The sequence below is a fragment of the Hydrogenophaga sp. genome (genome assembly GCF_026125825.1).
Lineage (GTDB): Bacteria > Pseudomonadota > Gammaproteobacteria > Burkholderiales > Burkholderiaceae_C > Hydrogenophaga.
The window spans coordinates 35,218-55,870 of the sequence record NZ_JAHCKK010000012.1 but is presented as its reverse complement, the minus strand read 5'-3'; the positions used below and the strand labels follow the sequence as shown (position 1 = coordinate 55,870).

The 20,653-nt window shown below is 63.8% G+C and carries 22 protein-coding genes; 2 read left to right on the top strand and 20 right to left on the bottom strand.

Annotated elements, in window-relative coordinates:
• Nucleotides 1-120: 120 nt before the first annotated feature.
• The gene (locus KIT86_RS07000) at nucleotides 121-1,251 is read right to left on the bottom strand and encodes a hypothetical protein (RefSeq protein WP_297396577.1); all 1,131 of its coding nucleotides are present in this window, start codon (nucleotides 1,249-1,251) and stop codon (nucleotides 121-123) included.
• A 165-nt stretch (nucleotides 1,252-1,416) separates the two neighbouring features.
• Here KIT86_RS07000 and KIT86_RS25220 point away from each other — a divergent pair, with 165 nt between their 5' ends.
• On the top strand, nucleotides 1,417-2,277 hold the full coding sequence (locus tag KIT86_RS25220; protein ID WP_367185426.1) for an MOSC domain-containing protein: 861 nt from the start codon (nucleotides 1,417-1,419) through the stop codon (nucleotides 2,275-2,277).
• On the opposite strand, the gene KIT86_RS06995 is transcribed toward KIT86_RS25220, so the two are convergent.
• The 14 genes from KIT86_RS06995 to KIT86_RS06930 form a co-directional block, all read right to left on the bottom strand.
• On the bottom strand, nucleotides 2,229-3,053 hold the full coding sequence (locus tag KIT86_RS06995; protein ID WP_297396574.1) for an endonuclease NucS domain-containing protein: 825 nt from the start codon (nucleotides 3,051-3,053) through the stop codon (nucleotides 2,229-2,231). The two genes, KIT86_RS25220 and KIT86_RS06995, sit on opposite strands and share 49 nt — an antisense overlap.
• Before the next feature lie 178 nt (nucleotides 3,054-3,231).
• Nucleotides 3,232-3,645 carry a hypothetical protein gene (locus tag KIT86_RS06990; protein ID WP_297396571.1) on the bottom strand — a complete coding sequence of 138 codons (414 nt, stop codon included), beginning with the start codon at nucleotides 3,643-3,645 and terminating at the stop codon, nucleotides 3,232-3,234.
• Nucleotides 3,646-3,722: 77 nt separating this feature from the next.
• A complete protein-coding gene (locus KIT86_RS06985; RefSeq protein WP_297396567.1) occupies nucleotides 3,723-4,709 on the bottom strand; it encodes a replication initiation factor domain-containing protein in 987 nt (328 codons plus the stop codon).
• Nucleotides 4,710-4,785: 76 nt separating this feature from the next.
• Nucleotides 4,786-5,049 carry an AlpA family transcriptional regulator gene (locus KIT86_RS06980; protein ID WP_297396565.1) on the bottom strand — a complete coding sequence of 88 codons (264 nt, stop codon included), beginning with the start codon at nucleotides 5,047-5,049 and terminating at the stop codon, nucleotides 4,786-4,788.
• A 234-nt stretch (nucleotides 5,050-5,283) separates the two neighbouring features.
• Complete coding sequence (locus KIT86_RS06975) at nucleotides 5,284-6,519, bottom strand: site-specific integrase (protein WP_297396563.1); 1,236 nt, start codon at nucleotides 6,517-6,519, stop codon at nucleotides 5,284-5,286.
• A 541-nt stretch (nucleotides 6,520-7,060) separates the two neighbouring features.
• A complete protein-coding gene (locus KIT86_RS06970; RefSeq protein WP_297396560.1) occupies nucleotides 7,061-8,065 on the bottom strand; it encodes a 2Fe-2S iron-sulfur cluster-binding protein in 1,005 nt (334 codons plus the stop codon).
• Nucleotides 8,062-9,048: a 4-hydroxythreonine-4-phosphate dehydrogenase PdxA gene (locus KIT86_RS06965; protein WP_297396557.1), complete on the bottom strand. Its 987-nt coding sequence runs from the start codon at nucleotides 9,046-9,048 to the stop codon at nucleotides 8,062-8,064. The genes KIT86_RS06970 and KIT86_RS06965 overlap by 4 nt, the downstream gene beginning before the upstream one ends.
• 8 nt (nucleotides 9,049-9,056) lie before the next feature.
• On the bottom strand, nucleotides 9,057-9,524 hold the full coding sequence (locus tag KIT86_RS06960) for an aromatic-ring-hydroxylating dioxygenase subunit beta (protein ID WP_297396555.1): 468 nt from the start codon (nucleotides 9,522-9,524) through the stop codon (nucleotides 9,057-9,059).
• Nucleotides 9,524-10,771, bottom strand: coding sequence for an aromatic ring-hydroxylating dioxygenase subunit alpha (locus tag KIT86_RS06955; protein ID WP_297396553.1), 1,248 nt, complete (start codon nucleotides 10,769-10,771; stop codon nucleotides 9,524-9,526). Before KIT86_RS06955 ends, KIT86_RS06960 begins: the two co-directional genes overlap by 1 nt.
• Nucleotides 10,772-10,852: 81 nt before the next feature.
• A complete protein-coding gene (locus tag KIT86_RS06950) occupies nucleotides 10,853-11,245 on the bottom strand; it encodes a RidA family protein (protein ID WP_297396550.1) in 393 nt (130 codons plus the stop codon).
• A 5-nt stretch (nucleotides 11,246-11,250) separates the two neighbouring features.
• On the bottom strand, nucleotides 11,251-12,006 hold the full coding sequence (locus KIT86_RS06945; protein ID WP_297396547.1) for an aldolase/citrate lyase family protein: 756 nt from the start codon (nucleotides 12,004-12,006) through the stop codon (nucleotides 11,251-11,253).
• Nucleotides 12,007-12,018: 12 nt separating this feature from the next.
• A complete protein-coding gene (locus KIT86_RS06940; RefSeq protein WP_297396544.1) occupies nucleotides 12,019-12,885 on the bottom strand; it encodes a hypothetical protein in 867 nt (288 codons plus the stop codon).
• 40 nt (nucleotides 12,886-12,925) lie between these two features.
• The gene (locus tag KIT86_RS06935) at nucleotides 12,926-13,444 is read right to left on the bottom strand and encodes a flavin reductase family protein (RefSeq protein WP_297396541.1); all 519 of its coding nucleotides are present in this window, start codon (nucleotides 13,442-13,444) and stop codon (nucleotides 12,926-12,928) included.
• A gap of 32 nt (nucleotides 13,445-13,476) precedes the next feature.
• Nucleotides 13,477-14,985: a 4-hydroxyphenylacetate 3-hydroxylase N-terminal domain-containing protein gene (locus tag KIT86_RS06930; RefSeq protein ID WP_297396537.1), complete on the bottom strand. Its 1,509-nt coding sequence runs from the start codon at nucleotides 14,983-14,985 to the stop codon at nucleotides 13,477-13,479.
• 164 nt (nucleotides 14,986-15,149) lie between these two features.
• On the opposite strand from KIT86_RS06930, the gene KIT86_RS06925 reads away from it, so the two are divergent.
• The gene (locus KIT86_RS06925; RefSeq protein WP_297396533.1) at nucleotides 15,150-15,980 is read left to right on the top strand and encodes an IclR family transcriptional regulator; all 831 of its coding nucleotides are present in this window, start codon (nucleotides 15,150-15,152) and stop codon (nucleotides 15,978-15,980) included.
• 54 nt (nucleotides 15,981-16,034) lie between these two features.
• Here KIT86_RS06925 and KIT86_RS06920 read toward each other — a convergent pair whose 3' ends face one another.
• The 5 genes from KIT86_RS06920 to KIT86_RS06900 form a co-directional block, all read right to left on the bottom strand.
• Nucleotides 16,035-17,033 carry a fumarylacetoacetate hydrolase family protein gene (locus KIT86_RS06920; RefSeq protein WP_297396530.1) on the bottom strand — a complete coding sequence of 333 codons (999 nt, stop codon included), beginning with the start codon at nucleotides 17,031-17,033 and terminating at the stop codon, nucleotides 16,035-16,037.
• A 31-nt stretch (nucleotides 17,034-17,064) separates the two neighbouring features.
• Nucleotides 17,065-17,904 (bottom strand): class III extradiol dioxygenase family protein, encoded by an 840-nt coding sequence (locus tag KIT86_RS06915; protein ID WP_297396527.1) that lies wholly within the window; start codon nucleotides 17,902-17,904, stop codon nucleotides 17,065-17,067.
• 4 nt (nucleotides 17,905-17,908) lie between these two features.
• On the bottom strand, nucleotides 17,909-18,268 hold the full coding sequence (locus tag KIT86_RS06910; RefSeq protein ID WP_297396524.1) for a hypothetical protein: 360 nt from the start codon (nucleotides 18,266-18,268) through the stop codon (nucleotides 17,909-17,911).
• On the bottom strand, nucleotides 18,265-19,248 hold the full coding sequence (locus tag KIT86_RS06905) for a tripartite tricarboxylate transporter substrate binding protein (protein ID WP_297396521.1): 984 nt from the start codon (nucleotides 19,246-19,248) through the stop codon (nucleotides 18,265-18,267). Before KIT86_RS06905 ends, KIT86_RS06910 begins: the two co-directional genes overlap by 4 nt.
• A 331-nt stretch (nucleotides 19,249-19,579) precedes the next feature.
• Complete coding sequence (locus KIT86_RS06900; protein ID WP_297396518.1) at nucleotides 19,580-20,584, bottom strand: bile acid:sodium symporter family protein; 1,005 nt, start codon at nucleotides 20,582-20,584, stop codon at nucleotides 19,580-19,582.
• Nucleotides 20,585-20,653 lie beyond the last annotated feature (69 nt).

Below are 20,653 nucleotides of genomic sequence, written 5' to 3'. Positions count from 1 at the left end.
ATACCCGTGCGGGGCGTCGGTGCTTGCATCCGAGTTTCCTGCCTTAGTGCTCTATCTCAGCCGTTTAACTGAACGACTGCGATCGAGTTGCGAGACCTTCTACGGCTTTTCCGGTCAGAGTCAGTTGATCGTGCGCTCGACCATCTGTTCGAGCAACGCCGCCCGCTCAAGCTCCGCACCTTGATATCGCACCGTTCCAAAAGTGTCATCGATCAGATAGTTTCCGTCTTTGTAGACGTGCACATGGATGCCGCGCTCCTGCGGTCGATCGGCAGTCCAAAGCACTGCCGGCGTTGACGCCCACACCTGAAATGAAAGCCCCGCGTAGTCATCAAGATCGATGCTTTTGACTACATCAACGAACTCGTTCGCACGACTAAATTGGTCGTGCATTGGGCTGAGGGGCGTGGAGGCAATGGGGGCAGTGCTCCAAGTGTTATCGCGCCCGCAGTTTCCGCACAGATGCTTTTTATGTGCTATGCGCGCGAACTCTCCAAGGTCCAAATGCGGATAGCCGCAATCTTTACAATTGATGCAACCTGTCGCCTTCCTCAGTTCCAGCGCAAGCACGAACTCAAGCGCAGCTGGCGGTGTAAGGTGCACCTTTGTGATCTCCGTTGAGCCAAAGAGGTTGTCGCTGGCGTTGTAGTGCAGCGAGAGTGCTTTGTAGTCGCGGTCGATCACCTTTACAGCACCTGGTTGCTCACGTACATGCACATGTATTTTGGGTCGCCTCGGCTCGAGTTTTCCAATGTTGGTAAGCGCGGGGGGCATCGAACACCAGATTCCGACTTCTGCGTGTTCTTCAATATTGATATGCGCGGGATCGACCACATACGACATCGGCTGGTGGTGATTGGAGCATCGCATCAAGCCGTTCTGAGCCGCGTCTTGGATGTCCGCTTTTGTCCCCCAATGCTTTTGATGGGTACGGCACCACCATCGATCTTGTCCGTTGCGCATCTTTCCAGCGGCGACGATGTCGCAGTCCAAGATTGCGTCATCGCCTTCCTGACTCTGAAAACGGCCCAACATTTCCTCGTTGCAGACTGCAATGTTGCCCAGCGTGCGCCCATACGACCAACAAATCGCCTCGCGCACTACCGCGACTTGCTGTTGCGCCGTTTGAACGGGCTGCTCATAGCCCACAAACTTCCGATTGATCTTGCGCGCTGGACTTGCGGATAAATCCCATTCATACGTCCACATCTCCAGTCGGCCCTGAGCGTCCACTATGCGCTCGATGTCCATCGCTCTCCTCCTTTTTCCTACCTCGTGGCACCTCAAACGCTGATCTTCCGGGAGGCGTATGCCTCGAAGTCGACCTGCGCATAGAACGTGTTGCTTGAATAGGGAACAATAGCATCAGAAGGGGCGCCGCCACATTGGTTGCCGCACGCTTTGCTGAGCATTCAGATGATTTCTGACACGACTGACCCAGAGTTTTCTACTTTCGCAGACATCCGGCGACCTACACGCTGGCGGTCCATAGGGAGCCTCATAGGCATCTACGTCAGGCTCGCCCATGAACCTGCTCCCAGACCGGTTTCTTGCATCCAAGCAATTGCTGGCTACGGTCTGGCGGGGGACCGGCACGCCTCTCCGCAGTCGCCTCGTCAGCTACTTATTGCAGGAGAGGTCGCCTACCAGCGTTGGGCGCTGCCCGACGCTGCGCTTAGAGAAAACTTGTTAGTGGACTTTTCTACTGAGTGTTTGCAGTCTGGAGACCTTGTGCATATCGGAAACGAGGTGATCATTTGGATGACATTCAACTGCGAGCCATGTAGCTTGCTAGAACGTCGATGTCCTGGAACACTCAAAACTATCGGAGGGCTGCGTGGCATGCTGGCTAGGGTGGTACGTGGAGGGCAAATCCAACGTGGTGACACGATCCAGGTATATCGTTCATCCATACCCCCAATCAGCGACGATTGGCAGAGCCGCGTGCTGCAAGTCGCACGCACAGTGCCTGAAGGTCATCGAATCAGCTTCAGGCAACTAGCAGACTTGGCCGGCGTGCCCAGTGCGTACTGCAGGGCCTTTCCGCGTGTGCTGTCGCGACTGCCCGCAACACTAGCAAACCGAGTGGCGTCCAACGCGAGCGCTTCCACAGCCAAACTATGGACTGGCAACGAACTCTTTGACGTCAGAGCTCACCTTCCGCCATCTGGAGCATTGCAAGATGCCGTCGAACATAGAGCTTGCACCACACTGCCCTCTGCGCCACTTCAGGGCAATACGAGCGGCGGCACCTTCTTGACACTAACCGAAAGTTGATACTCGAACAGCTCAACGTCTGGGACGCTCGCGCAAGCCAAGATCAGGTCTTCAGTCATGGATCGGCAGATGATGACACCCCGCACGCGCTGACCAGGTTCGGCGAGCTCCTTGCGCACCCAGTTGACGTAACGCAGCAACTGGCCGACGACACGGTCGTAGCCTTTCTCAACTTTCAACTCCAGCACAACGAACCCGCCAGCCTTGTCCTTAGCCAAGATGTCAATCCTTCGACCACCGCCTGCCGGGTACTCGAAGCCGGAAATGTCTTCGTCCTGGAATAGCGCAAGGCCTGGCTCGATGAGATGCAAGTTGTCTGCAAGGTAGCGCTGTAGATCCTTCTCAAGGGCGAACTGGGACGAGCCCGCAAGTGCTGCGTCCACCGCAGCACCAGCATCCTCTTCCTCCTCTTGAGTCACCGACATTGATCTGCCATCTGCCATGGACACCTGGACCTTTGCCGGCTGATGGATGGGAGCGGGATCGGCCCCCGGGACGTACAGCCGGTATTCCCGCGAGCCGACCCTGAACAGCAGGTCATCCGAGGTGTTCGTGGCCGGGTGGTGAAGCCGGCTTCGGTCGTTGGTCGATGCTTGGACCAAGTGGGCAATGATGCTACCGGCCTTGAGCTTGGGATAATTCTGCGCGAACCACTCCACGGCGCGCTGCGCGTGGAAGGTTTCACCCGGTTGCAGGTTCCAGGCCATGAGCATGTCCTTCAACAGCGCCCTGGTCGGCTTTTCATAAATCGTTCGTGCCACCTCGTTCTCCGCCATTTAGTCATCGATGACGGCATTTTGACCTGCTCGCACGGAGCGATGCTGTAGGCCCGTTTTACTGACAGCATGACCCGACGTTGTCGACAGCGGAAACGGAAAAGCCGCCCAGATGAGTTCTGGGCGGCGCTGAAGGCGAGGCAACTCTGGAACGTCGTCCCAACCTACATTCTTGGCATCAACCGCCCACAGCCTGGATCACGTAGCGGTTGTCGTTTGCAGCGTGCTGACAGTAGTAGTAGGCGCGCTGCTGCTCCACCTTCACCAATTTTGCGCGCTCGACGGGGTCAGCCAAGTCCGCCTCAGTAGCGATTCCGAGGGCCCGCAACACGGGCTCGATACCTTGGCCCGGTTGCCCAGTATCACGGCGCACCACGATCAGCGGCAGCAGCGGCAGTTTGCGTTTGATGCCGATCACGATCAACAGGTCCAACAGGCGTTGCAACTCGCTGCGCTGTCCGCAGTTCAGCCCGGTAATGGGGAGCCCCAGCAAGAGCGCCAGATCCTTGTAGGTGATGGTTGCGCCCTGAGCTGCGATCGCCATCAGGATCAGGACAGCTCGGTTCAGCACTTCTTCGTACGATTTTTTCATATTTAAGTTTCATTTGGTTTAAGGAGAAGGATTTGGAGCGCCTCGTTTTTTGGCGAAGCTCTCGTAACCTCACGTTGTCAGCCGCCGCGCCGATTCAACAGCGCCAGCACAGCTGCCCACGTGAGGCCGTCGGCAGTGGGTGGATCGCGCGCTTGAGGTTGAGGACCACGGAGGGCATCGACGACACCTTCTGGGGTGGCACCAGCGAGGCCCATCGTCTCGGCCAGGGTGGCACCGTAGGAGGCGCGGAGGTGATGCAGACGACGCGAAAGGTCGGCCGTGCGTTCGGTCGCCCGCGTTGGCAGATTGATCGGCGCAGCCTGCAGAATTTTCTGCAGCGGCGGGTACGCACCAGCGAAAAAGGAGGCGGGATCGATCAGGATGCCCAGCGGCAGATCGCGCTCCTTGTTGCCGAGCTGAAGTTCCCAACGCACCCAGAGTGATTTCAGGTCACCGAGTTGGCGCCCCTTTTCGTAAATGCGCAGCAGCTTGCCATTGGGACGACGCCCGACATAAAAGGTGCGGCCATCCCGACCGTGAAGCCAGTCGCCCGCCAGGGAGCACTTGGGTTGGCGGCCGCGCACAGCGAAGGCGCCGGCTTTGTACAGCTCCACGCCTTCATCGACGTCATGCTCGCCTTGATGAAAATCTACGGCGAGATCGATGCGCGTGATGCGCACGCGGACGGTCATGAGCCAACCGAGCATCCCCGCCCACTTGGTCCCTAGCAATCCGCAGCCATGCGCGTTGAGTTGGAGCAGATTCCAGGCGCGCTGGGCCTCACCCTCACAAAAGGCGCCGATGGTGATCAGCTTTGGCCCTTCGCGCACCATCAGTGCGTAGCGGGTGGCATACCCCATGAGGCCGGGGCCGAGCCTCGTGATCACGGGCTCCCCTAGGATCGACTCCAGGGTGCGGCACACAACAGCCACGGAAAGCTGCCCGGTGATGTGCAGCCAGTCGATTTGCACCCGCGGTGGAGGCGAGCCCGGTGCCGGGGGCATGACCCCCGCGGCCACCAGCACCTCATGCGAGACGGTCGTCTCCTCTTGGATCGCGTCCATCCCGATGCCCGGCATCGCCCGCTCGCCCGGCGCATCTCCCCCCCGTGTTACAGCGAAGGATGAGTTGATCTCGCGATCAGGCACTGGTATCACCCTTCGAGCCATGCGGCTTCGCTCCACGCTGCTCGGCCTGCTCGACGAAGGCCTGCACAGCCGACGCGCGCCAGCGGGTCGAATTGCGGCCCAGGCGAATGGGCGTCAGAAGCTCAGGGTTTGCGTTGACCCAACGCCACCAGGTGGCGCGGGAAATTGCCAGCATCTGTACGATGTGCGCCTCGCGTAGGAGCGAAGTATCCTTGCCCGACCATTTCGAGGCAGCAGTGCCAGAATCGATGCTCAACATGTGACTTTTGGAAAAGCGAGGCCACGGCGACCACCCTCCCCTAGTCACGTTACAAATTGCTGTACCCCCCTCCCACGCGCGTTTTCCTCGTCAGACATGGGCCCACAGGGGCGCTACAAATTTTCCCTACTAGCTTGAATCGCCAGAGGCAATGCCCCTGAGCCTTCTGCACGCTCACTTCAGGCACGAAAGGTGCTTTCCGAGGGAATAAGGCAGTACCACCATCACCTGCTAGCCACGAAGAGACCGCACATGCCCCTTTGACGCTCTTGCGCCAGCACCGCTCACGAAATCCGCCCAGTCCTGCATGAGCGCCCTGCGCTTCTCGAACAGGTCCGAGCGCATGTAGGCCCGCTCAACCTCGGAGCCCACGGTGTGCGCCAGCGCAAGTTCGGCGATCTCGCGCGGGTAGTTGGTCGTCTCAGCCGTCCAGTTTCGGAAGGTCGATCGGAACCCGTGTGGGACCGCATCCACCTTCATGCGCCGCAGCACGGCCGTGAGCGTCATATCGCTGAGCATGCCGTCCTCCTTCGGCGAGGGGAACACGAAATCACTGACGCGCAGTTCTTGTTGCGCCTTGAGCAGCGCCACCGCCTGTGCCGAAAGAGCCACACGGTGCTCCTTCTTCGCTTTCATCCGACCGGCCGGGATCACCCACTTGCCCGCCGTAAGGTCGAATTCTTCCCAGGTGGCTCCCCTGGCCTCACCCGAGCGAGCCGCGGTGAGAATCGCGAACTCCAGCGCTCGCGCACCAGACCCATCCTGCTGACGCAGCGCCGCGAAGAAGGCCGGCATGTCCTCGTGGGGCAGCGAGCGGTGGTGGTCCGTCTTGGCAATACGCCCCGGCGCCGGCAGCAGCTTGTCCAGATGGCCCTTCCAGCGCGCCGGGTTCGGGCCTGAGCGGTAGCCCCGCGCCGAGGCCCAATCCAGCACCGACTCCATGCGACCACGCAGGCGAGAGGCCGTCTCGGTCTTTTCGCGCCAGATCGGCTCCAGCACCGACAGCACGTGCGGCAGCTCAATGTCACGCACCAGCATCTGCCCGATCTTCGGACCAGCATAGGTGGTGAGCGTGTTCTCCCACTGCTGGCGGTGCTTCGGGTTGCTCCAGCCAGCCTCGTGGGCCTCAAGATACTGCTCGGTCGCCTTGCTGAAGCTCACCGCCGACATGCGAGCAGCGATCAGTGCACTGCGGGCCGCGCGGGCTTCTTCGATCGGATCGACCCCGGCTCGGATCTTCGCCCGTGCAACGCGCGCAAGCTCACGCGCCTGGGCGAGCGTCACGTCCGGATAGCCACCCAGCCCCATGTCGCGCCGCACGCCGGCCACACGGGCACGGAATACCCAGCTCCGGGAACCTCCGGTATTCACGTTCAGCCCCAGGCCGGCGACGCCACCCACGAAGTTCATGCCTCGACGCGCGATTCGGGAAACCTCCAGCGCGCCCATCTCTTTTGCCTTACCCATCTATTTACCCATTCATGAAAATCCAATTCGATGCACCTCTGTACCGAGGGTTTCCTGGGCAATTTCGAGCGCAGTCACGCAGGTGACTTGAGGCAACCGAGTTGATGGAAAGCGCCGAATCAGACCATCATCTGGGACATCGATCGAGCGACCATGGGATGCATGATCGAGGTGAGAAATTGGAGCATTTTCATAGCGAGAATGCAATGTGTCAGGGCGTCATAGCTGACCGTGACGTGGCGTCATAGCAGGTGATTCACCCCATCCTCTCACCCATCGTTCCAAATGCGATTGGGCGAGATGCAGCGAGACAGAATGAGCACTAGATCGAAGTCAGACTTTGCTGATCAACACGCAATCTGGGACGGGTTGATACGAGGTGAAGTCTCCGCCAAGCAGTCACCCTCTCCGCCAGCGAGTCTGAGGCCCCTGCAGTGCAGGGGCTTTTTTGTTGCTCAAACGACCCGCGCGGGCGCAAGACGCCAATGCCCAAGCGTGGTGGGGAGCAACCCGACTTGTCGCCTGCCGGCTTTCCAGCCGATCAGGCGGATGAAGGCAGGACGCTGCCACTGCCGACCGTGGCGAAAGAATCGGCGTAGAACTGCCCGGGCGGCAGGTCGCGTTGCGCAGTGAACGCCTGCCTGGCGGCACTGACCAGCACAGGGGCACCGCACACATAAACCTGGTGGTGCGCCAGCTCGGCGTGGTCGACCAGCACCGCCTCGTGCACCAGGCCTCGGCGCATGCCATGGTCGCTGTCGTCATCGGACAGCACGCCGACAAAGCGGAAGTGGGCGAACTTTTGCTGCCACTTCTTCACCTGCTCCAGCGCATAGAGGCCGTCGGCCTTTCGCGCCCCCCAGTACAAGGTGAACGAGCGGTCTTTCTGCCTGGCCAGAGCGTCCTCCAAGATCGACTGCATGGGCGCAAAGCCCGTGCCGCCGGCCACCATGATGACGGGCGCAGGGCCTTCCCTGAGGTAGAAATCCCCCAACGGCAACTCCACGGTCACGGGGTCTCCAGGCTTGAGCGAGGGCAGCACCCGCTCGCCAAACAGGCTGCCAGGCATCACCCGCACCTGCAGTTGAACGCTGTCGGACGACTTGGGCGCGTTCGACATGGAGAAGCTCCGCGGCTCGGCTCCGTCCAGGAGCACCTGCAGGTACTGACCGGCCTTGAACGGCACCTTGACACCCGCGGGAAAACGCAGGTCCACCACGGCCACATCGGGCGCGGCCATGCGCAGGCGATAGAGCCTGGCCTGCACGGTCTTGCGGGTGGTGGTGCTGACCGGCTCAGCGCGGTCGACGGCGAGCCGAATGTCACCACGGGCGCGGCTGGTGCACAACAGCGCCGTGCCGTTCTGTGCGGGTGGGCTCATCTCACCGTCGAGCACCTGCACGCGGCAGCTCTCGCAGTTGCCACGGCGGCAGGAATGGGGCAGCTCCCAGCCAGCCTTGGCGGCCGAATCGAGCACGGTAAGGGCGGGGTCCAATTCGAAACGAATTGGCGCACGGCCGGGCAGTTCCAGGGTACAGGTGCTCATGGTGTGGTCAGTGCGCGGTGCAGCAGCACCAGGGTGTCGGACAGGGCCGTCGCATCGGCGCGCCCCTGGCCGGCAATGTCAAAAGCAGCACCGTGGCCGACGCTGGCAAAAATCAGCGGGATGCCAGCCACCCAGGCCGTCGCGCCCTTGGGGCTGAGCATCTTCACGGCGATATGCCCCTGGTCGTGCAGCATGGCGACGTAGGCATCGTGCTGTCGCTCGGACAGGGCCACGTCCGCAGCCATCGGACCGTCTACCGACCAGCCGAGCGCGCGCATGGCGCGCACGGCGGGCTTGGTCACGTGTTCGTCCTCTTCGCCGAACAGCCCGTCTTCACCGGCATGGGGGTTGATGCCCACCACGCACAGGCGGGGCTCGGCCACGCCCCAGAGTTGCAGCGTCTCGCGCGCCGCCAGGGCGGCGCGATACACCATGGCTGGGTTCAATCGCTGCACGGCCGATTGCACGCTCTCGTGCAAGGTGCAGTGGACGACGCGCAGCCCCTGCGCCTCCAGAAACAAATGCGCCTGGCCTCTCGGTACGCCCAGCAATTCGGCCACCAGGCCGCTGTAGCCCGAGAAGGCGGTGCCCGACGCATTGACGGCAGCTTCGCAATGAGGCGCGGCGCCCACGGCGCCGATCGCTCCCGCACGGCGCAGCGCAACGGCCTCCCTCACGTAGGCCACCGTGGCCGCACCGGCGGCGGCGCTGATGCGCCCCGGCTGCCAGTCTTCACGGGCGAGCGCGCCACAGTGATGCACGTCAAAGGCGTGCGCGGCGGCGTCCTGCCGCAACTGCAGCGTCTCGCAGACACGGGCGATCAACCAGTCCTCGGCCAACAGCACCGCACGCTCACCCGTGGCGGCATGCAAGGCCAGCGCCGCGCGCACGGCGATTTCCGGGCCGATGCCATTGGGATCGCCCACGGCCACGCCAATGCGGGTGCTCTCGGTGCCGGGCAAAGCGGGTTGCACAGTGCTCACCCGGGCCGTCAAAGCGGCAAGGCCAGCAGGGTATCGATGCGCTGGCTGTCGCAGATCACGTCGCGGCGCTGCAGCAGCAGCTTGCCGTCCACCCGCACCACCTCGTCGAGGAAATTGCCGCTGGCAAAAATCTCGGTCTCGCCGGTGCGCATGATGCGCAGCACCACAAAGGACGTGCGCACCCGGGTGACGCCCTGGATGTCTTCGCTGTCGATGCGCGGCAGTCCCACGATGTGGCGGTAGGCCTGGCGCTCATAGATGTTGGCCTTGCGCAGCGAAAGCACGCGGTCGGCGAGCATCTGTCGCGAGTCGGCATACACCAGCCCAGCCTGCATGCCACGGGCATGGTTTTGCGCCGTGGTGATGCGATAGAGGCAGGCGTCGGTGAAGAAGGCCGGCCAATCCTCCAGGCGGTCGTCGTCGATGGCGCTGGCGTAGTCGGCGTTGAGGGAAATCAGATCGGTCAACAGAGTCATCACAGCCCCATGTGTGTACGGTAAGCACGCCAGAGGCCACGGATGGCGCTTTCGGTGGCACGGAAGTCCTGCGTTTCGGTGCCGTGCCCACCGAGTTCGATCACGGCCTCGAGATCGCCGGCACTTTGAATGCCTCGCTGCACGAAGCCCCCCACCGCGCCGTCCTCCAGCGAGACGAAACCAGCGGGGCCCACGAGGTTGGATTGCTTCAGGCGCAAGTGGCGCATCTCGGCGGTGTCATCGACGTAGCCGAGGTACGTCCAGTTCAGGTCGGTGGTATCGGTGCCGGTGGGCAACACCTGGCGCACGGCGATGCAGTTGTGGATCTGCTGCAGCACAAAACCCGGGAAGACGCTCAGGATCTGCAGCACGATGCCGTCGCCGATCTCATCCACGCTCTTGAGCATGGAAAGGTCCCCCAGGGCCAGCTCGTTGTTCTCCGAGCGGATGGCCTGCTGGGCGTAAGCGCCTTCGGCCCCTTCGACCATCCGGCTGTACGACGCGCTGGCGTGATGGCCACCGTCTTCGCTGATGACCACGCCGCCTTCCTGCGTGAGGCGTGTGATGCCGAACGTGGTGAAGAAGGTGTGCAGCAGACTGGCGTGGTAGGTGTCGCGCACGTTTTCGGTGTAGAGCTTCCAGTTGTTGGGCAGGGCCTGTGTGAAGCGGCCGATGACCTCCACCGGGCGGCCCATCACCCGCTCCAGGCGCTCGCAAACGGCCTCCCCCAGGTACTCCTCGATCGGGGGAACATCGTCGTGCAGGCTGCCGAAGACCAGGCCGCAGTAGCTCGCCGTGCGCAGCTTGCGAGGCCCATGCTGCTCCTTGCAGAACGACTCGGGCATTCCACCCTTGCCATTGACGCCTTTCTCGAATGCGACGCCGCGCAGGTTGCCCTGCAGGTCGTAGCGCCAGGCGTGGTACACGCAGGTGTGTTCCTTGACGTTGCCAAAGTCTTCCAGCGTGAGCAGCGCGCCCCGGTGCGCGCATCGGTTTTCAAACGCATAGACCTCGCCGTCGGTGTCGCGGGTCAGCACCACGGGCATGCGACCGACGAAGGTGGTCTTGAAGTCGCCCGCGTTGGGCACTTCGGCTTCCAGGCCCAGGTAGTTCCACACCGCGCCCTCGAACACCTTGAGCTGCTCGACAGCCAGCACGTCCTCGCGCTGAAAAACGGCATAGGGAACGCGACTGAACGTGTCGGGTACCCAGTGGATCGGGATCTCGGTGGTGATGGGTGTGCTCATGGCGATAGGGTCTGTGGATAAGGCACGAAGGTCTCGCCCGCCGGTGGCCGGCGTGCACCGACGGGTTGGGTTGGAGGGGAATCAGGCAGCGGTGGGCGCCACCGCCATCAGGTCACACTGAATCAGCGTGCCAGGCGGCAGCCTGTCTTTGACCATCACATGGCGTGCGGGCCTCGAACCGGCATCCGGGAACAGGCGCAGCCAGTGGGCGTTGACCGCCTCGCGTGGCTGCTCGGGGGCGATGTAGAAGGTCATCTTGACCACGTCGTCCCAGCCGCAGCCGCCGGCGAGCAGGATGCGCGCGGCGTGGTCGAGCATCAGCTCGCACTGCGCCTCCAGGCCCGCGGCCACCTTTCGCGTGGCCGGGTCCATGCCAAAGATGGCACCGCTGACCAGCAGGCCGCGCAGCACGCTCGCCGCAGGCACCGGGTTCGTGCCATGCCCGAAACCCTCGATCTGGATACTCTGGCGCATGGCAATCAGCCTTTCAGCGGCTTGATCGCCTCGATGGCGGCATTGCCGAACATGGCCGCATCGTTGCTGATCATCACAAACGAGAAGCCCTGTTCGCGGCTGCGCGCGGCAGCCGCTGCATCGGCCACGGCCGTGCCGCAAGGGATGCCGCGCGCCTGGCAGGCGGCCAGCCACTTCTGCACGCGCGCGGCATTGTCGGGATGGCCAGCGGGTTTGCCGCTGGACAGTGAGAGATCGCCGTAGCCCACGAAGGCGGCGTTCACGCCAGGCACGTCGAGAATGCTGTCCACCGCGTCCAGTGCCTGCTGGTCCTCGAACTGGAGCACGCGGGCCACCTGTTCGTTGCCCTGTGCGATGTACTCGGGGATCGGCCTGGCGCCCCAGCGTCCAGCGCGCGAGGTGATGCCCATGCCGCGTGAGCCCTGGGGACTGAACGTCAGCATGTCCATCGCGTGGCGAGCATCGGCCACGCCCTGCACCCGCGGCACCAGCACGCCGTCGGCGCCAGCATCCAGCACGCGCTGCGCATCGTGGCTGTGCAGATCGGGCAGGCGCACCAGGGCCGACATGCCCATGCCTTGCGCCGCCACGACGGTGCGGTAGGTGGTCTCGAACGTGTGCGGGGAATGCTCGGCGTCGATCACGACAAAGTCATAACCGGCCCAACCGAGCATCTCCAGCGTTTCCAGCGAGTTGAGCTTCACCCAGGTGCCCCACAGGCAGGCTCCAGGTGCGCGGATGCGACTGAGGAAGGGGTCCATCGCCTCAGGCCCTCAAGCGGCGTTGACCGACGCAGGCATCGGGTACTCGTCTGCGTTGTTGACCAGCCCTGGCTTGAGCGAGAAGTCTTCCCGCGGCGGGCAGAAGATGTCCACCAGCCGGGTGCGCTCGGTGCCGATCGCCTGCGAGGTGTGAATCACCTTGGCCGGCATGATGCACAGCGAAGGGCTGAACACCAGGGCGTGATCGTCTTCGCGCCAGCTCGTCAGGTCGCTCGTCCACGGGTAGCGCAGGTGGTGCACGTAGCTGCCCGACAGCGACAGCGAGCCTTGCTCGAAGTCGGCGTGCGAGTGAGGCGTCATCTTCCTGGGGTCGCGCGGCTTGGTCTGCGGCAGGAAGATGTTGATCATCAGGTTGGAGCTTCGGAACAGGCGCATGCTGTTTTCCGGGCGCACGTAGTTGGCCAGCGGATAGTGGCGCAACTTGAAGCCGCCAACGGGCTCGGGCCAGTGCACCAGTGGCGCCACATCGTCACGCACGTCGTAATCGCGCGGGTTGCTGACGAGTTCGAGCAGGTCGGTGGCCAGGTGGCTGAAGATGCGGTAGACGTAGCCCGCCGTTTTGACGGTGATGCGGCTGGCCCCGGGCGGGAAGATGCTCAGCGAATCCCCGGGCGTTTCGATGGTGGCGCCACCGGCCTGCAGGCTGGCGCCCACGTTCTCCGGCAGCAGCAGCATGTACTCGTCGGGGTTGCTGGTGCGATCGAGCACGCAACCGGGTGCAGCGTGGGTGACGACGACGATGAAGTTGGCACCGCGCGTGGCCCAATGGCGGCTTCCATCCGCGTCCACGCGGGAAGGGGCTTGGTCGAAGTACCTGTCGATGACAGCTTGGCGAGCGGCAGTGGCAGCAGTGTTCATGGGGAAATCAGGTTTCAGAAGAATGACGGCGGCAGCAACATCAAGCTGCCATGGCAATGGGCGCGGGCGCCAGGAGACGACCACCGCTGAAGATCAGGGCATCGCCCTGGCCTTTGCAGAAGTCTTCCACCCGGCCGAGAAACATCACGTGATCGCCCGCGTCGACCTCGTGGTACGTCGAGCACTCAAAGCGGGCCAGGCTGTCGGACAGCAGCGGTAGACCGAAGCGGCTGGGCTCCAGCGGCACGCCATCGAAGCGGTCGCCATCGATCTTGCTGGCGAAGCGAAAGCACAGGTCTTTCTGCCCGGCCGTGAGCACGTTCACGGCGAAATGCGTGGCCCGGCGAAACGCGTCGAGGTTGGCGGAGTTCTTTTTCAGGCTCCAGAGCACCAGTGGCGGCTCCAGCGAGACAGAGGTGAACGAGTTGGCGGTCAGACCAATGCGCTGCCCCTCTGGCGTCACCGTGGTGACCACCGTGACGCCGGTGGCGAAGCTGCCAAGCGCATCCCGCAGCCGCTGTTGCTCGGCTTGGGGCTGGACGGGCGAGGACTGGGTCATGGCCGGGCTCCCGGATGTCATGCGGACAGCGATCAGGCGGCCAGCGCCATCACCGGCGTGCGGGGGGCATTGACGCCGTCCCAGTTCGCCTCGCGCTCGCTGATCTCGGTGAGGATCTCATCCATGCGGTCATGGAATGGCTGCTTGTTGTAGGTGTTGAACAGCGTGGCCGCCAGGCGCACCGGGTCGCCGGTGTAGTAGCGCTCGTACAGCTGCTGGCGGCCGGCAAAGCCCGACATCGAGACGTCGAAGGCCAGGCGAAACAGCTTGACCCGCTCCTCGGCCGAGCTGTTGACCGACTGGTAGAAGCGCTCCACCAGCTCGGCCGAGTCCGACTGCAGCTCGGCATACGAAGGCACCGCCACCAACCCGCTGGCGCCCAGCAACTGGATGATTTCCTGCATGCGGATGAACATCTTGGGGAAGCTCATGCGGATGACCCACAGCGCGTTCGAGTCGGGCGCCACCGTGCCGAAAGGCGTTTCGGTGGCACCGGCCTCGCTGGCTGCGATGACCGCCTTGATGTTCTCGCGGAACACGATGATCTCCGACAGCATGCCCTGCACATGAAGGTGCGCATCGATCTTGGTCGAGTGCGCGATGCGCAGCGCCAGACCCAGCATGAATTCGGTCTTGGCGAGCGCGCGCACCGCCGACTGCGTGGCCGTGTGGGCCCCGGAGAAGGTGCGCGGGTACACCGCGTTGCAGGCGGCCACATCGCGGTAGAGGAACACGCGCTCCCAGGGCACGAAGGCCTCCTTGAACACGACCACGGCGTCGGTCTCGTCCATGCGGTTGGACAGGGGCAGGTCCGCGTAAGACTTGCTCTGAGGCACCAGGCTGGGCCGCGAGATCCAGGTCACGCCAGGGTTGTTCACCGGCACACCGCAGCCGAAGGCGTAATCCGCCGCCTCCGGAGAAGGTGACAGGTAGGTCGATGGGAAGACAAGCACCTCGTTGGAGAACGAGGCCAGCGTCGACACCGTGCGCGCACCCGAGATGTAGATGCCTTTGTCGTCCTCGCGCACGACCTTGGCGGCCAGGTCGCTCTCCTGCTTCTCCACCGGCCGCGAACGGTCCACCTGCGGGTTCACGAGCACGTGGGTCATCACGATGTCGTTCTCGCGGCAGTGGTCCACGTAGTTGCGGATGTTCTGGCCGCAACCGGCACGAGACGACTCAAAGTAGCTGTGGGCCGAGCCGTATGCCGAGACCATGACGTTCATGAAGTCAGGGCTGCGACCCATCATGCCGTAGGTGGTGTCGGACCACAGCTTCAGGGCCTGGCGGCGCTTGACCAGTTCTTCCTTGGTGCGCGGCTCCATGAAGCTGGCGCCCACGCGTTCGCCGCTCGTGGGCGACGCGTAGGTCAGGGTGTCGGCGTGCTCGCCGTGCTGCATGTCCAGCAGCTCCGCAATCGTGTGGGCCGCCGCCGAAAAACGGCGGTCGCGCGTGACGTCCTTGACGATCTCCCCGTCGATCACGATGCGACGCCCGTCGCGCAGCGACTCCAGATATTGCTTGCCGGTCTTGATACCCATGTGGTGCTCCAGTGCGTTCTAAAAATGGCCAGGTTCTGACCGATCTTTCATCTCGGTATGCGTGACAGTGTATTTCTTAGCGATACAAACAACAAGCCGAAAAAGATCAGTGAAAACCCTCAGTCGCTATACTGAAGAGCTCCAAAACTTGCACCCCACTTCCCATGGATCGACCGGATGCCGCAGAAGACGAACTGGCCAGCGCCACATCGAATCAGTCGGTGATGATGTCGGCGCGCATCCTTGGCGAGCTGGCCAACAGCCTGCAGCCCCTGGGGGTGACCGAACTGGCGCGCCGGCTCGACGAGTCCAAGGCGCGCATCTTTCGCCACCTGGCCACCATGAAGCAGGTCGGCTTCGTCAGCCAGGAACACGCGGGTGACGACTACTGCCTTGGCTGGAACATCTACCGCCTGGGCGTGGCGGCCGCCGAGCAGTTCGGCCTGATGCGCGTGGCGCAACGCCACCTCACGAACCTGCGCGACCTGACACAGGAGACCACGGCGCTGGCCATCCCCGCCAGTGGCGACGCACTGGTGGCCGGATCGGTGCAAAGCGAGCGCCAGATCGCCCTTTCCGTGAAGCAAGGGGTGGTGATTGGTGCCAATTCGTCGGCGCTGGGACGGGTGATACTGGCCTTCTCGCCTCCGGCCATTCAGAAACGCGTGCTCGCGCGGCCGCGCAAGGCGTTCAGCCCGTTTTCCCTCGTCAAGCCCGGTGAGCTGGAGGCCCGGCTCGAACGCACGCGCGCCAACTGGTGGGAAGTGGCGGTGAACGAAAACGCCTACGGGATCGCCACCCTGGCCGCGCCCGTGTTCGACGAGAAGAACAACATCCTGGCGGCCGTGTCCATCGTGTCATCGGCCATGAAAGTGCAGGAAGAACCCGACGAGGCCCTGATCCAGGCCGTGCAGGCCTGCGCGGCGGCCATCTCGGCCGATTTCAACTCCGCCGCCTGGGTCCAGCGCGAAAAGGAAAAGGCCGCACGCAAGTGACGGCCCACCGCGGGGCAGGAGGTGGCCCCGCCACTGCCGCCCGCGGCCCCTGGCTCAGGCCTGGGGGGCGCGCACGATGCGGTTGCGCACCACGCCGATGCGCTCGATCTCCAGCTCCATCACATCACCCGCCTGGGGATAGCGGCCGAGTTCAAAACCACACCCATTGCCCACGGTGCCCGAGCCGATGAACTCGCCTGCGTAGAGCGTCTCGCTTTTCGAGATATGGGCGATGATGTCCTCGAACTTGTGGTACATCGTCGCGCTGTTGCCGCGGGACCATTCCTCGCCGTTGATGCGCGCCGTCATCGTCAACGCGTACGGGTCGGGAATTTCGTCGGCCGTGACGATGCACGGACCGATCACATTGCCCGTGTCGAAGTCCTTGCCCTTTGCGGGGCCCAGCATGCCGGGCATCTCATCGGCCTGGGCATCGCGCGCCGAGACGTCGTTGTAGACGGTGTAGCCGAAGATGTGGCTGCGGGCATTCGCCACCGAAATGTCCTTGCCCGTGCGTCCCAGAAAAAGGCCCAGTTCCAGCTCGTAGTCCAGCACCTGCGAATAGGCCGGCCACTGGATGTCCGTGCCGGTGCCGACCACGTTGAAGCGGTTGCACTTGTAGTAGACCGGCTGCTTGAACCAGATGGCTGCCGGCTCCAGGCCGCCAGACTTCTCGAGCGCGTCCAGCTGCGCGTCACGGTCGGGTGCGTTGCGCAGGCGCATGGCCGCGTTGGCCCGCTTCGACTGGCGCAGGTGCAACTCAAAAGCCAGCGAGTCGCGCATCTGGATCGGCCGGGGCACGGGCGCGAGCAGGCGCACATCGGCCGTGGCGATGACCGCTTCATCGGGCGCCTTGCCTGCGGCGGCGCGCGCGGCGGCAAGGCCGGCCTCGCCCGACTCCATCAGCGCCTGCATGGACACCAGGGCCGTGCTCGATGCCCACAGGTTGCCCAGCAGGCCCGCGGCCCGCTGCAGATCGACAATCAGCCGGTCTTGTTCAATCCAGGCGCCAAGACGCTGTTGTCCGGCGGATTCGTAGGTGACGAGTCTCATGAAAGTGAAGAGGGTGTGCCCGGGGGCGGTTTCAGTTGGCCGGCTCGAGTGCAAGCAGGCCGTAGCCGGTGAGCTTGGGCGCGTCGTAGTAGCGCTGCACGCGGCGCAGGGGCTGGTCCGTGCCCAGGCTGGCGCGCATGGTCAGCCAGACCATCATCTCGACGGACTCGGCACCACCGCGTTCGATCAGCTCGTCGTGCGTGATATCGGCCAAGGCTTGCGGGTCCTGCTCCAGCAAATCCAGAAACCGCTGATCCCAGGCGGGGTTTGTCTGACCAAAGCTGCTGCCATGCAATTGGTGCGAAAGGCCACCCGTGGCCACCACGGCCACGCGCGCGTCGTCGGCAGCGCTCGCCACCGCTTTCGCGATCGAGCAGCCCAGCTTCCAGCAACGCCTGGGCGTTGGCATCGGCTCCAGGACCACGTTCACGGCAATGGGAACCACGCGGATGCCCCAGGGCGGTGGCGCGAGCAACGGCAGCACGGACATCACCCCATGGTCCAGTGACATCTCCAGGCAGAGCGAGGGATCGAACTCGTCGGCCACCAGACCACGCGCCAGTTGCCAGGCCAGGGCGCTGTGGCCGGGCACCGCCGGCAGCGGGCGTGGCACTTTTCCTTCGCCAAAGACCGGGTGCACCTCACCCGTGCCAATCGCGAAGCTGGGGTAATTGTCGAAACGGAAGTTGTTCAGGTGGTCGTTGTAGACAAACACCAGGGTGTCTGCCTGCACGCGAGCGAGCCAGTCGCGCACCGGCGCGTAGGCATCGAACAGCCCCCGCCACTCGGGGCGCTCGCCATGCCCGGCGTCGTAGGCGAATGCGATCGAGGGCGCGTGAGACGAGCCGATGGCTCCAACAATGCGTGCCATCACGTCACTCCTGAGTCGCACCGGCCTGGCGCATGCCCCTGCCAATGTCCAGCAAGGTATGTCCAAACACATAGCCAGCCTTGGCCAGGGCGTAGATGTTCACGCCATAGGCCAGCATGCCGCTGTAGTCGCGCCGGCGAATGAGCCCGCGCTCGCAGGGGCTGAGCCCGCTCGACGCCATCGCACCTTCTTCATCAGCGAGGTAGGCGTCCCGATTCTGATGCTGGGAGATGTTGACCAGGAAGCTGTTGAGGCGGTGGCCTTGCTGCGCCAGTTCGCCACGGTACCGCACCACACCGGCCAGGGCGGCAGGAGGCCCCCACAGGGCCTCCCGCCCTGCCAGGCTCAATCGCGAATCGCTCATGGCTTCTGGTCGGTCGTCAGATTGAAGCGCTTGACGATGTCTTTCTCGATGGGCAATTGCTTCTGCGCCCAGGCCGTGAACGCCTGGCTGTCCATGTAGTCCACGCGCTGGTAGTTCTGCTCCATGAAAGACTGGACCTCGGCATCGGCCAGCAGCTTCTTGAACGTCTGCTCGAAGAACTTCACGTGCTCCGGCTTCATGCCTTTGGGGCCACCGATGCCCACCGGGGCTGACACGTCCACGGGAAAGCCCAGGTCGCGCATCGTCGGGACATCGGGCAGGCGCGGGTTGCGCTGCGGAGACAGCCAGGCCAGCAAGCGAAGGCGACCCGCATTCACAAAGGACATCGCGCCGCCGCCGGCCACGATCAGGTCGATTTCGTTTTGAGTCAACAGCATGATCGAGTCGCTGTCGCCCTTGACGGGCACATGCAGCATCTCGATGCCCGCCTTCTGAGCAAACTCTTCCATCGGCACGTGCGAAAGACCGCCGTGACCGAAGGCCGTGCCATAGCGGATGCTCCCGGGCTTGGCCTTGGCCGCCTTGATCAGGTCCTGCACCGACTTGTGGGGCGACTGCGCCGACACGTAAAGGCCGAAGTACGAACTCGTGACGTTGGCCATCCAGGTGAAGTCGTTCACCGGGTGGTAGGGCAGGCGGCCATTGAGCTGCTCGTAGAGCGACATCTGCGTGCGCCCCAGGACGCCAATGGTGTAGCCGTCGGGGCGCGAATTGTTCAGCGAGGCCGTCGCCACGCCTCGGCCCGGCTTGTTGTCAATGATGAGCGACTGCCCGGTCATCGTCTTGAACCGGTCGCTCATGCGGCGAAAGGTGCCGTCGGTGACGCCACCCGGCGGGAAATTGACGATCAAGGTCACAGGCCTCGCAGGGAAGGCCTCCTGGGCGCCGACGGGAAGTGCGGCGACAGCCGCCAGCGTCATCGCGGCCTTGTACAGCCACTTCTTCAGAATGATGGACATGGGAACCTCTTTTTGTATCGCTAAACGAGATTATGTATCTCTAGACGATACAACGGCACCGGGTTAACCCTAGCGCCGGTCGGGACGCACCCGTCCATGCCACCCACCGACGCAGGCAACACGTTGATCGAGGATGCCCTCGAGAAAGAAAAGAGAAAAAGGAGGGGACGGGGCAAGGCCCGCGGTGCCCGGACCTGCCAAAGGCCGTGCAGGCCGAGAGCGCGACGACGCCTCGGCAGGGGCCCCGGTTGCCGGCGCAATGGCCCGCGGGCTCAGGCCGTCACTTCGCTTGACGCCTTGGCGCAGGCCCCACGCAGACCGGCCGATCGGTTCAGACGGAGGCTGGCGCCCGCACCGACGCCGCGGCCGCATCGGCCTGGCGGCGCGCATACCGCTGCGCCATCACCCCGCACACCATCAGCTGCATCTGGTGAAACACCATCAACGGCAGCACGATCGCGCCCGCCACCGGGGCGGCGAACAGCACATTGGCCATGGGCACGCCGCTGATCAGGCTCTTGGTCGATCCGCAGAACACGATGGCGATCTCGTCTTCCTTGGAGAACCCCAGCCGCCGGCTGGCCCAGACCGTGAGCGCGAGCACCAGCGCGAGGATCACCCCGCACACGACCAGCAAGCCTGCCATGGCCGTCAACGGCAGTTGCGACCACAGACCGGCGATGACGGCGTGGCTGAACGCGGCATACACCACCAACAGGATGGAGCCCTGGTCCACCACCTTCATCACCACCGAACGGCGCTGCAGGAAGCCCGCCAGCCAGGGCCGCATCAGGTGGCCGGCGATGAAGGGCAGCAGGAGTTGCAGGCTGATGCGGCCCACGGCCTGCAAGGGATCGCCCATGGCGGCGTTGTGCGTCAGCAGCAGGCCCAGCACCAGGGGCGTGAGAACCACGCCCAGCAAGGTCGAGGCCGAGGCGCTGCAGACGGCCGCCGGTATGTTGCCGCGCGCCATGGACGCGAACGCAATGGCCGACTGGACCGTGGCAGGCAGCGCGCACAAGTACAGGACACCCATGTAGAGGCTGGGCGTGACCAGCGGCCGCAGCACCGGTGCGAGCGCCCACCCCAGCAGGGGAAACAGCACGAAGGTGGTGGACACCACCATCAGCTGCAGGCGCCAGTGCCCGATGCCTGCCCAGATGGCGGCCCGCGACAACTTGGCACCGTGCAGGAAGAAGAGCAGGCTCACCGCCGCGGTGGTGGCCCAGCTCAGCGCTTGAGCAAACCCACCGCGGGCCGGCAACAGGCTGGCCAGGACGACGGTCGCCACGAGGTACAGCGTGAAAGGGTCGGGCAGCAGCCGGGATCGGGCCATGGCGGGGGCGCGCGTCATTGCGCGTGTCAATCGGTGGACGGCCATTGGACCTCAGGCAAGCACAACAGT

Coding starts and splice junctions, on each gene's coding strand:
- KIT86_RS07000 (WP_297396577.1), bottom strand. CDS start 1,251: ATGGACATCGAGCGCATAGTGGACGCTCAGGGCCGACTGGAGATGTGG.
- KIT86_RS25220 (WP_367185426.1), top strand. CDS start 1,417: ATGATTTCTGACACGACTGACCCAGAGTTTTCTACTTTCGCAGACATC.
- KIT86_RS06995 (WP_297396574.1), bottom strand. CDS start 3,053: ATGGCGGAGAACGAGGTGGCACGAACGATTTATGAAAAGCCGACCAGG.
- KIT86_RS06990 (WP_297396571.1), bottom strand. CDS start 3,645: ATGAAAAAATCGTACGAAGAAGTGCTGAACCGAGCTGTCCTGATCCTG.
- KIT86_RS06985 (WP_297396567.1), bottom strand. CDS start 4,709: ATGGACGCGATCCAAGAGGAGACGACCGTCTCGCATGAGGTGCTGGTG.
- KIT86_RS06975 (WP_297396563.1), bottom strand. CDS start 6,519: ATGGGTAAGGCAAAAGAGATGGGCGCGCTGGAGGTTTCCCGAATCGCG.
- KIT86_RS06970 (WP_297396560.1), bottom strand. CDS start 8,065: ATGAGCACCTGTACCCTGGAACTGCCCGGCCGTGCGCCAATTCGTTTC.
- KIT86_RS06960 (WP_297396555.1), bottom strand. CDS start 9,524: ATGACTCTGTTGACCGATCTGATTTCCCTCAACGCCGACTACGCCAGC.
- KIT86_RS06955 (WP_297396553.1), bottom strand. CDS start 10,771: ATGAGCACACCCATCACCACCGAGATCCCGATCCACTGGGTACCCGAC.
- KIT86_RS06950 (WP_297396550.1), bottom strand. CDS start 11,245: ATGCGCCAGAGTATCCAGATCGAGGGTTTCGGGCATGGCACGAACCCG.
- KIT86_RS06945 (WP_297396547.1), bottom strand. CDS start 12,006: ATGGACCCCTTCCTCAGTCGCATCCGCGCACCTGGAGCCTGCCTGTGG.
- KIT86_RS06940 (WP_297396544.1), bottom strand. CDS start 12,885: ATGAACACTGCTGCCACTGCCGCTCGCCAAGCTGTCATCGACAGGTAC.
- KIT86_RS06935 (WP_297396541.1), bottom strand. CDS start 13,444: ATGACCCAGTCCTCGCCCGTCCAGCCCCAAGCCGAGCAACAGCGGCTG.
- KIT86_RS06930 (WP_297396537.1), bottom strand. CDS start 14,985: ATGGGTATCAAGACCGGCAAGCAATATCTGGAGTCGCTGCGCGACGGG.
- KIT86_RS06925 (WP_297396533.1), top strand. CDS start 15,150: ATGGATCGACCGGATGCCGCAGAAGACGAACTGGCCAGCGCCACATCG.
- KIT86_RS06920 (WP_297396530.1), bottom strand. CDS start 17,033: ATGAGACTCGTCACCTACGAATCCGCCGGACAACAGCGTCTTGGCGCC.
- KIT86_RS06915 (WP_297396527.1), bottom strand. CDS start 17,904: ATGGCACGCATTGTTGGAGCCATCGGCTCGTCTCACGCGCCCTCGATC.
- KIT86_RS06910 (WP_297396524.1), bottom strand. CDS start 18,268: ATGAGCGATTCGCGATTGAGCCTGGCAGGGCGGGAGGCCCTGTGGGGG.
- KIT86_RS06905 (WP_297396521.1), bottom strand. CDS start 19,248: ATGTCCATCATTCTGAAGAAGTGGCTGTACAAGGCCGCGATGACGCTG.
- KIT86_RS06900 (WP_297396518.1), bottom strand. CDS start 20,584: ATGGCCCGATCCCGGCTGCTGCCCGACCCTTTCACGCTGTACCTCGTG.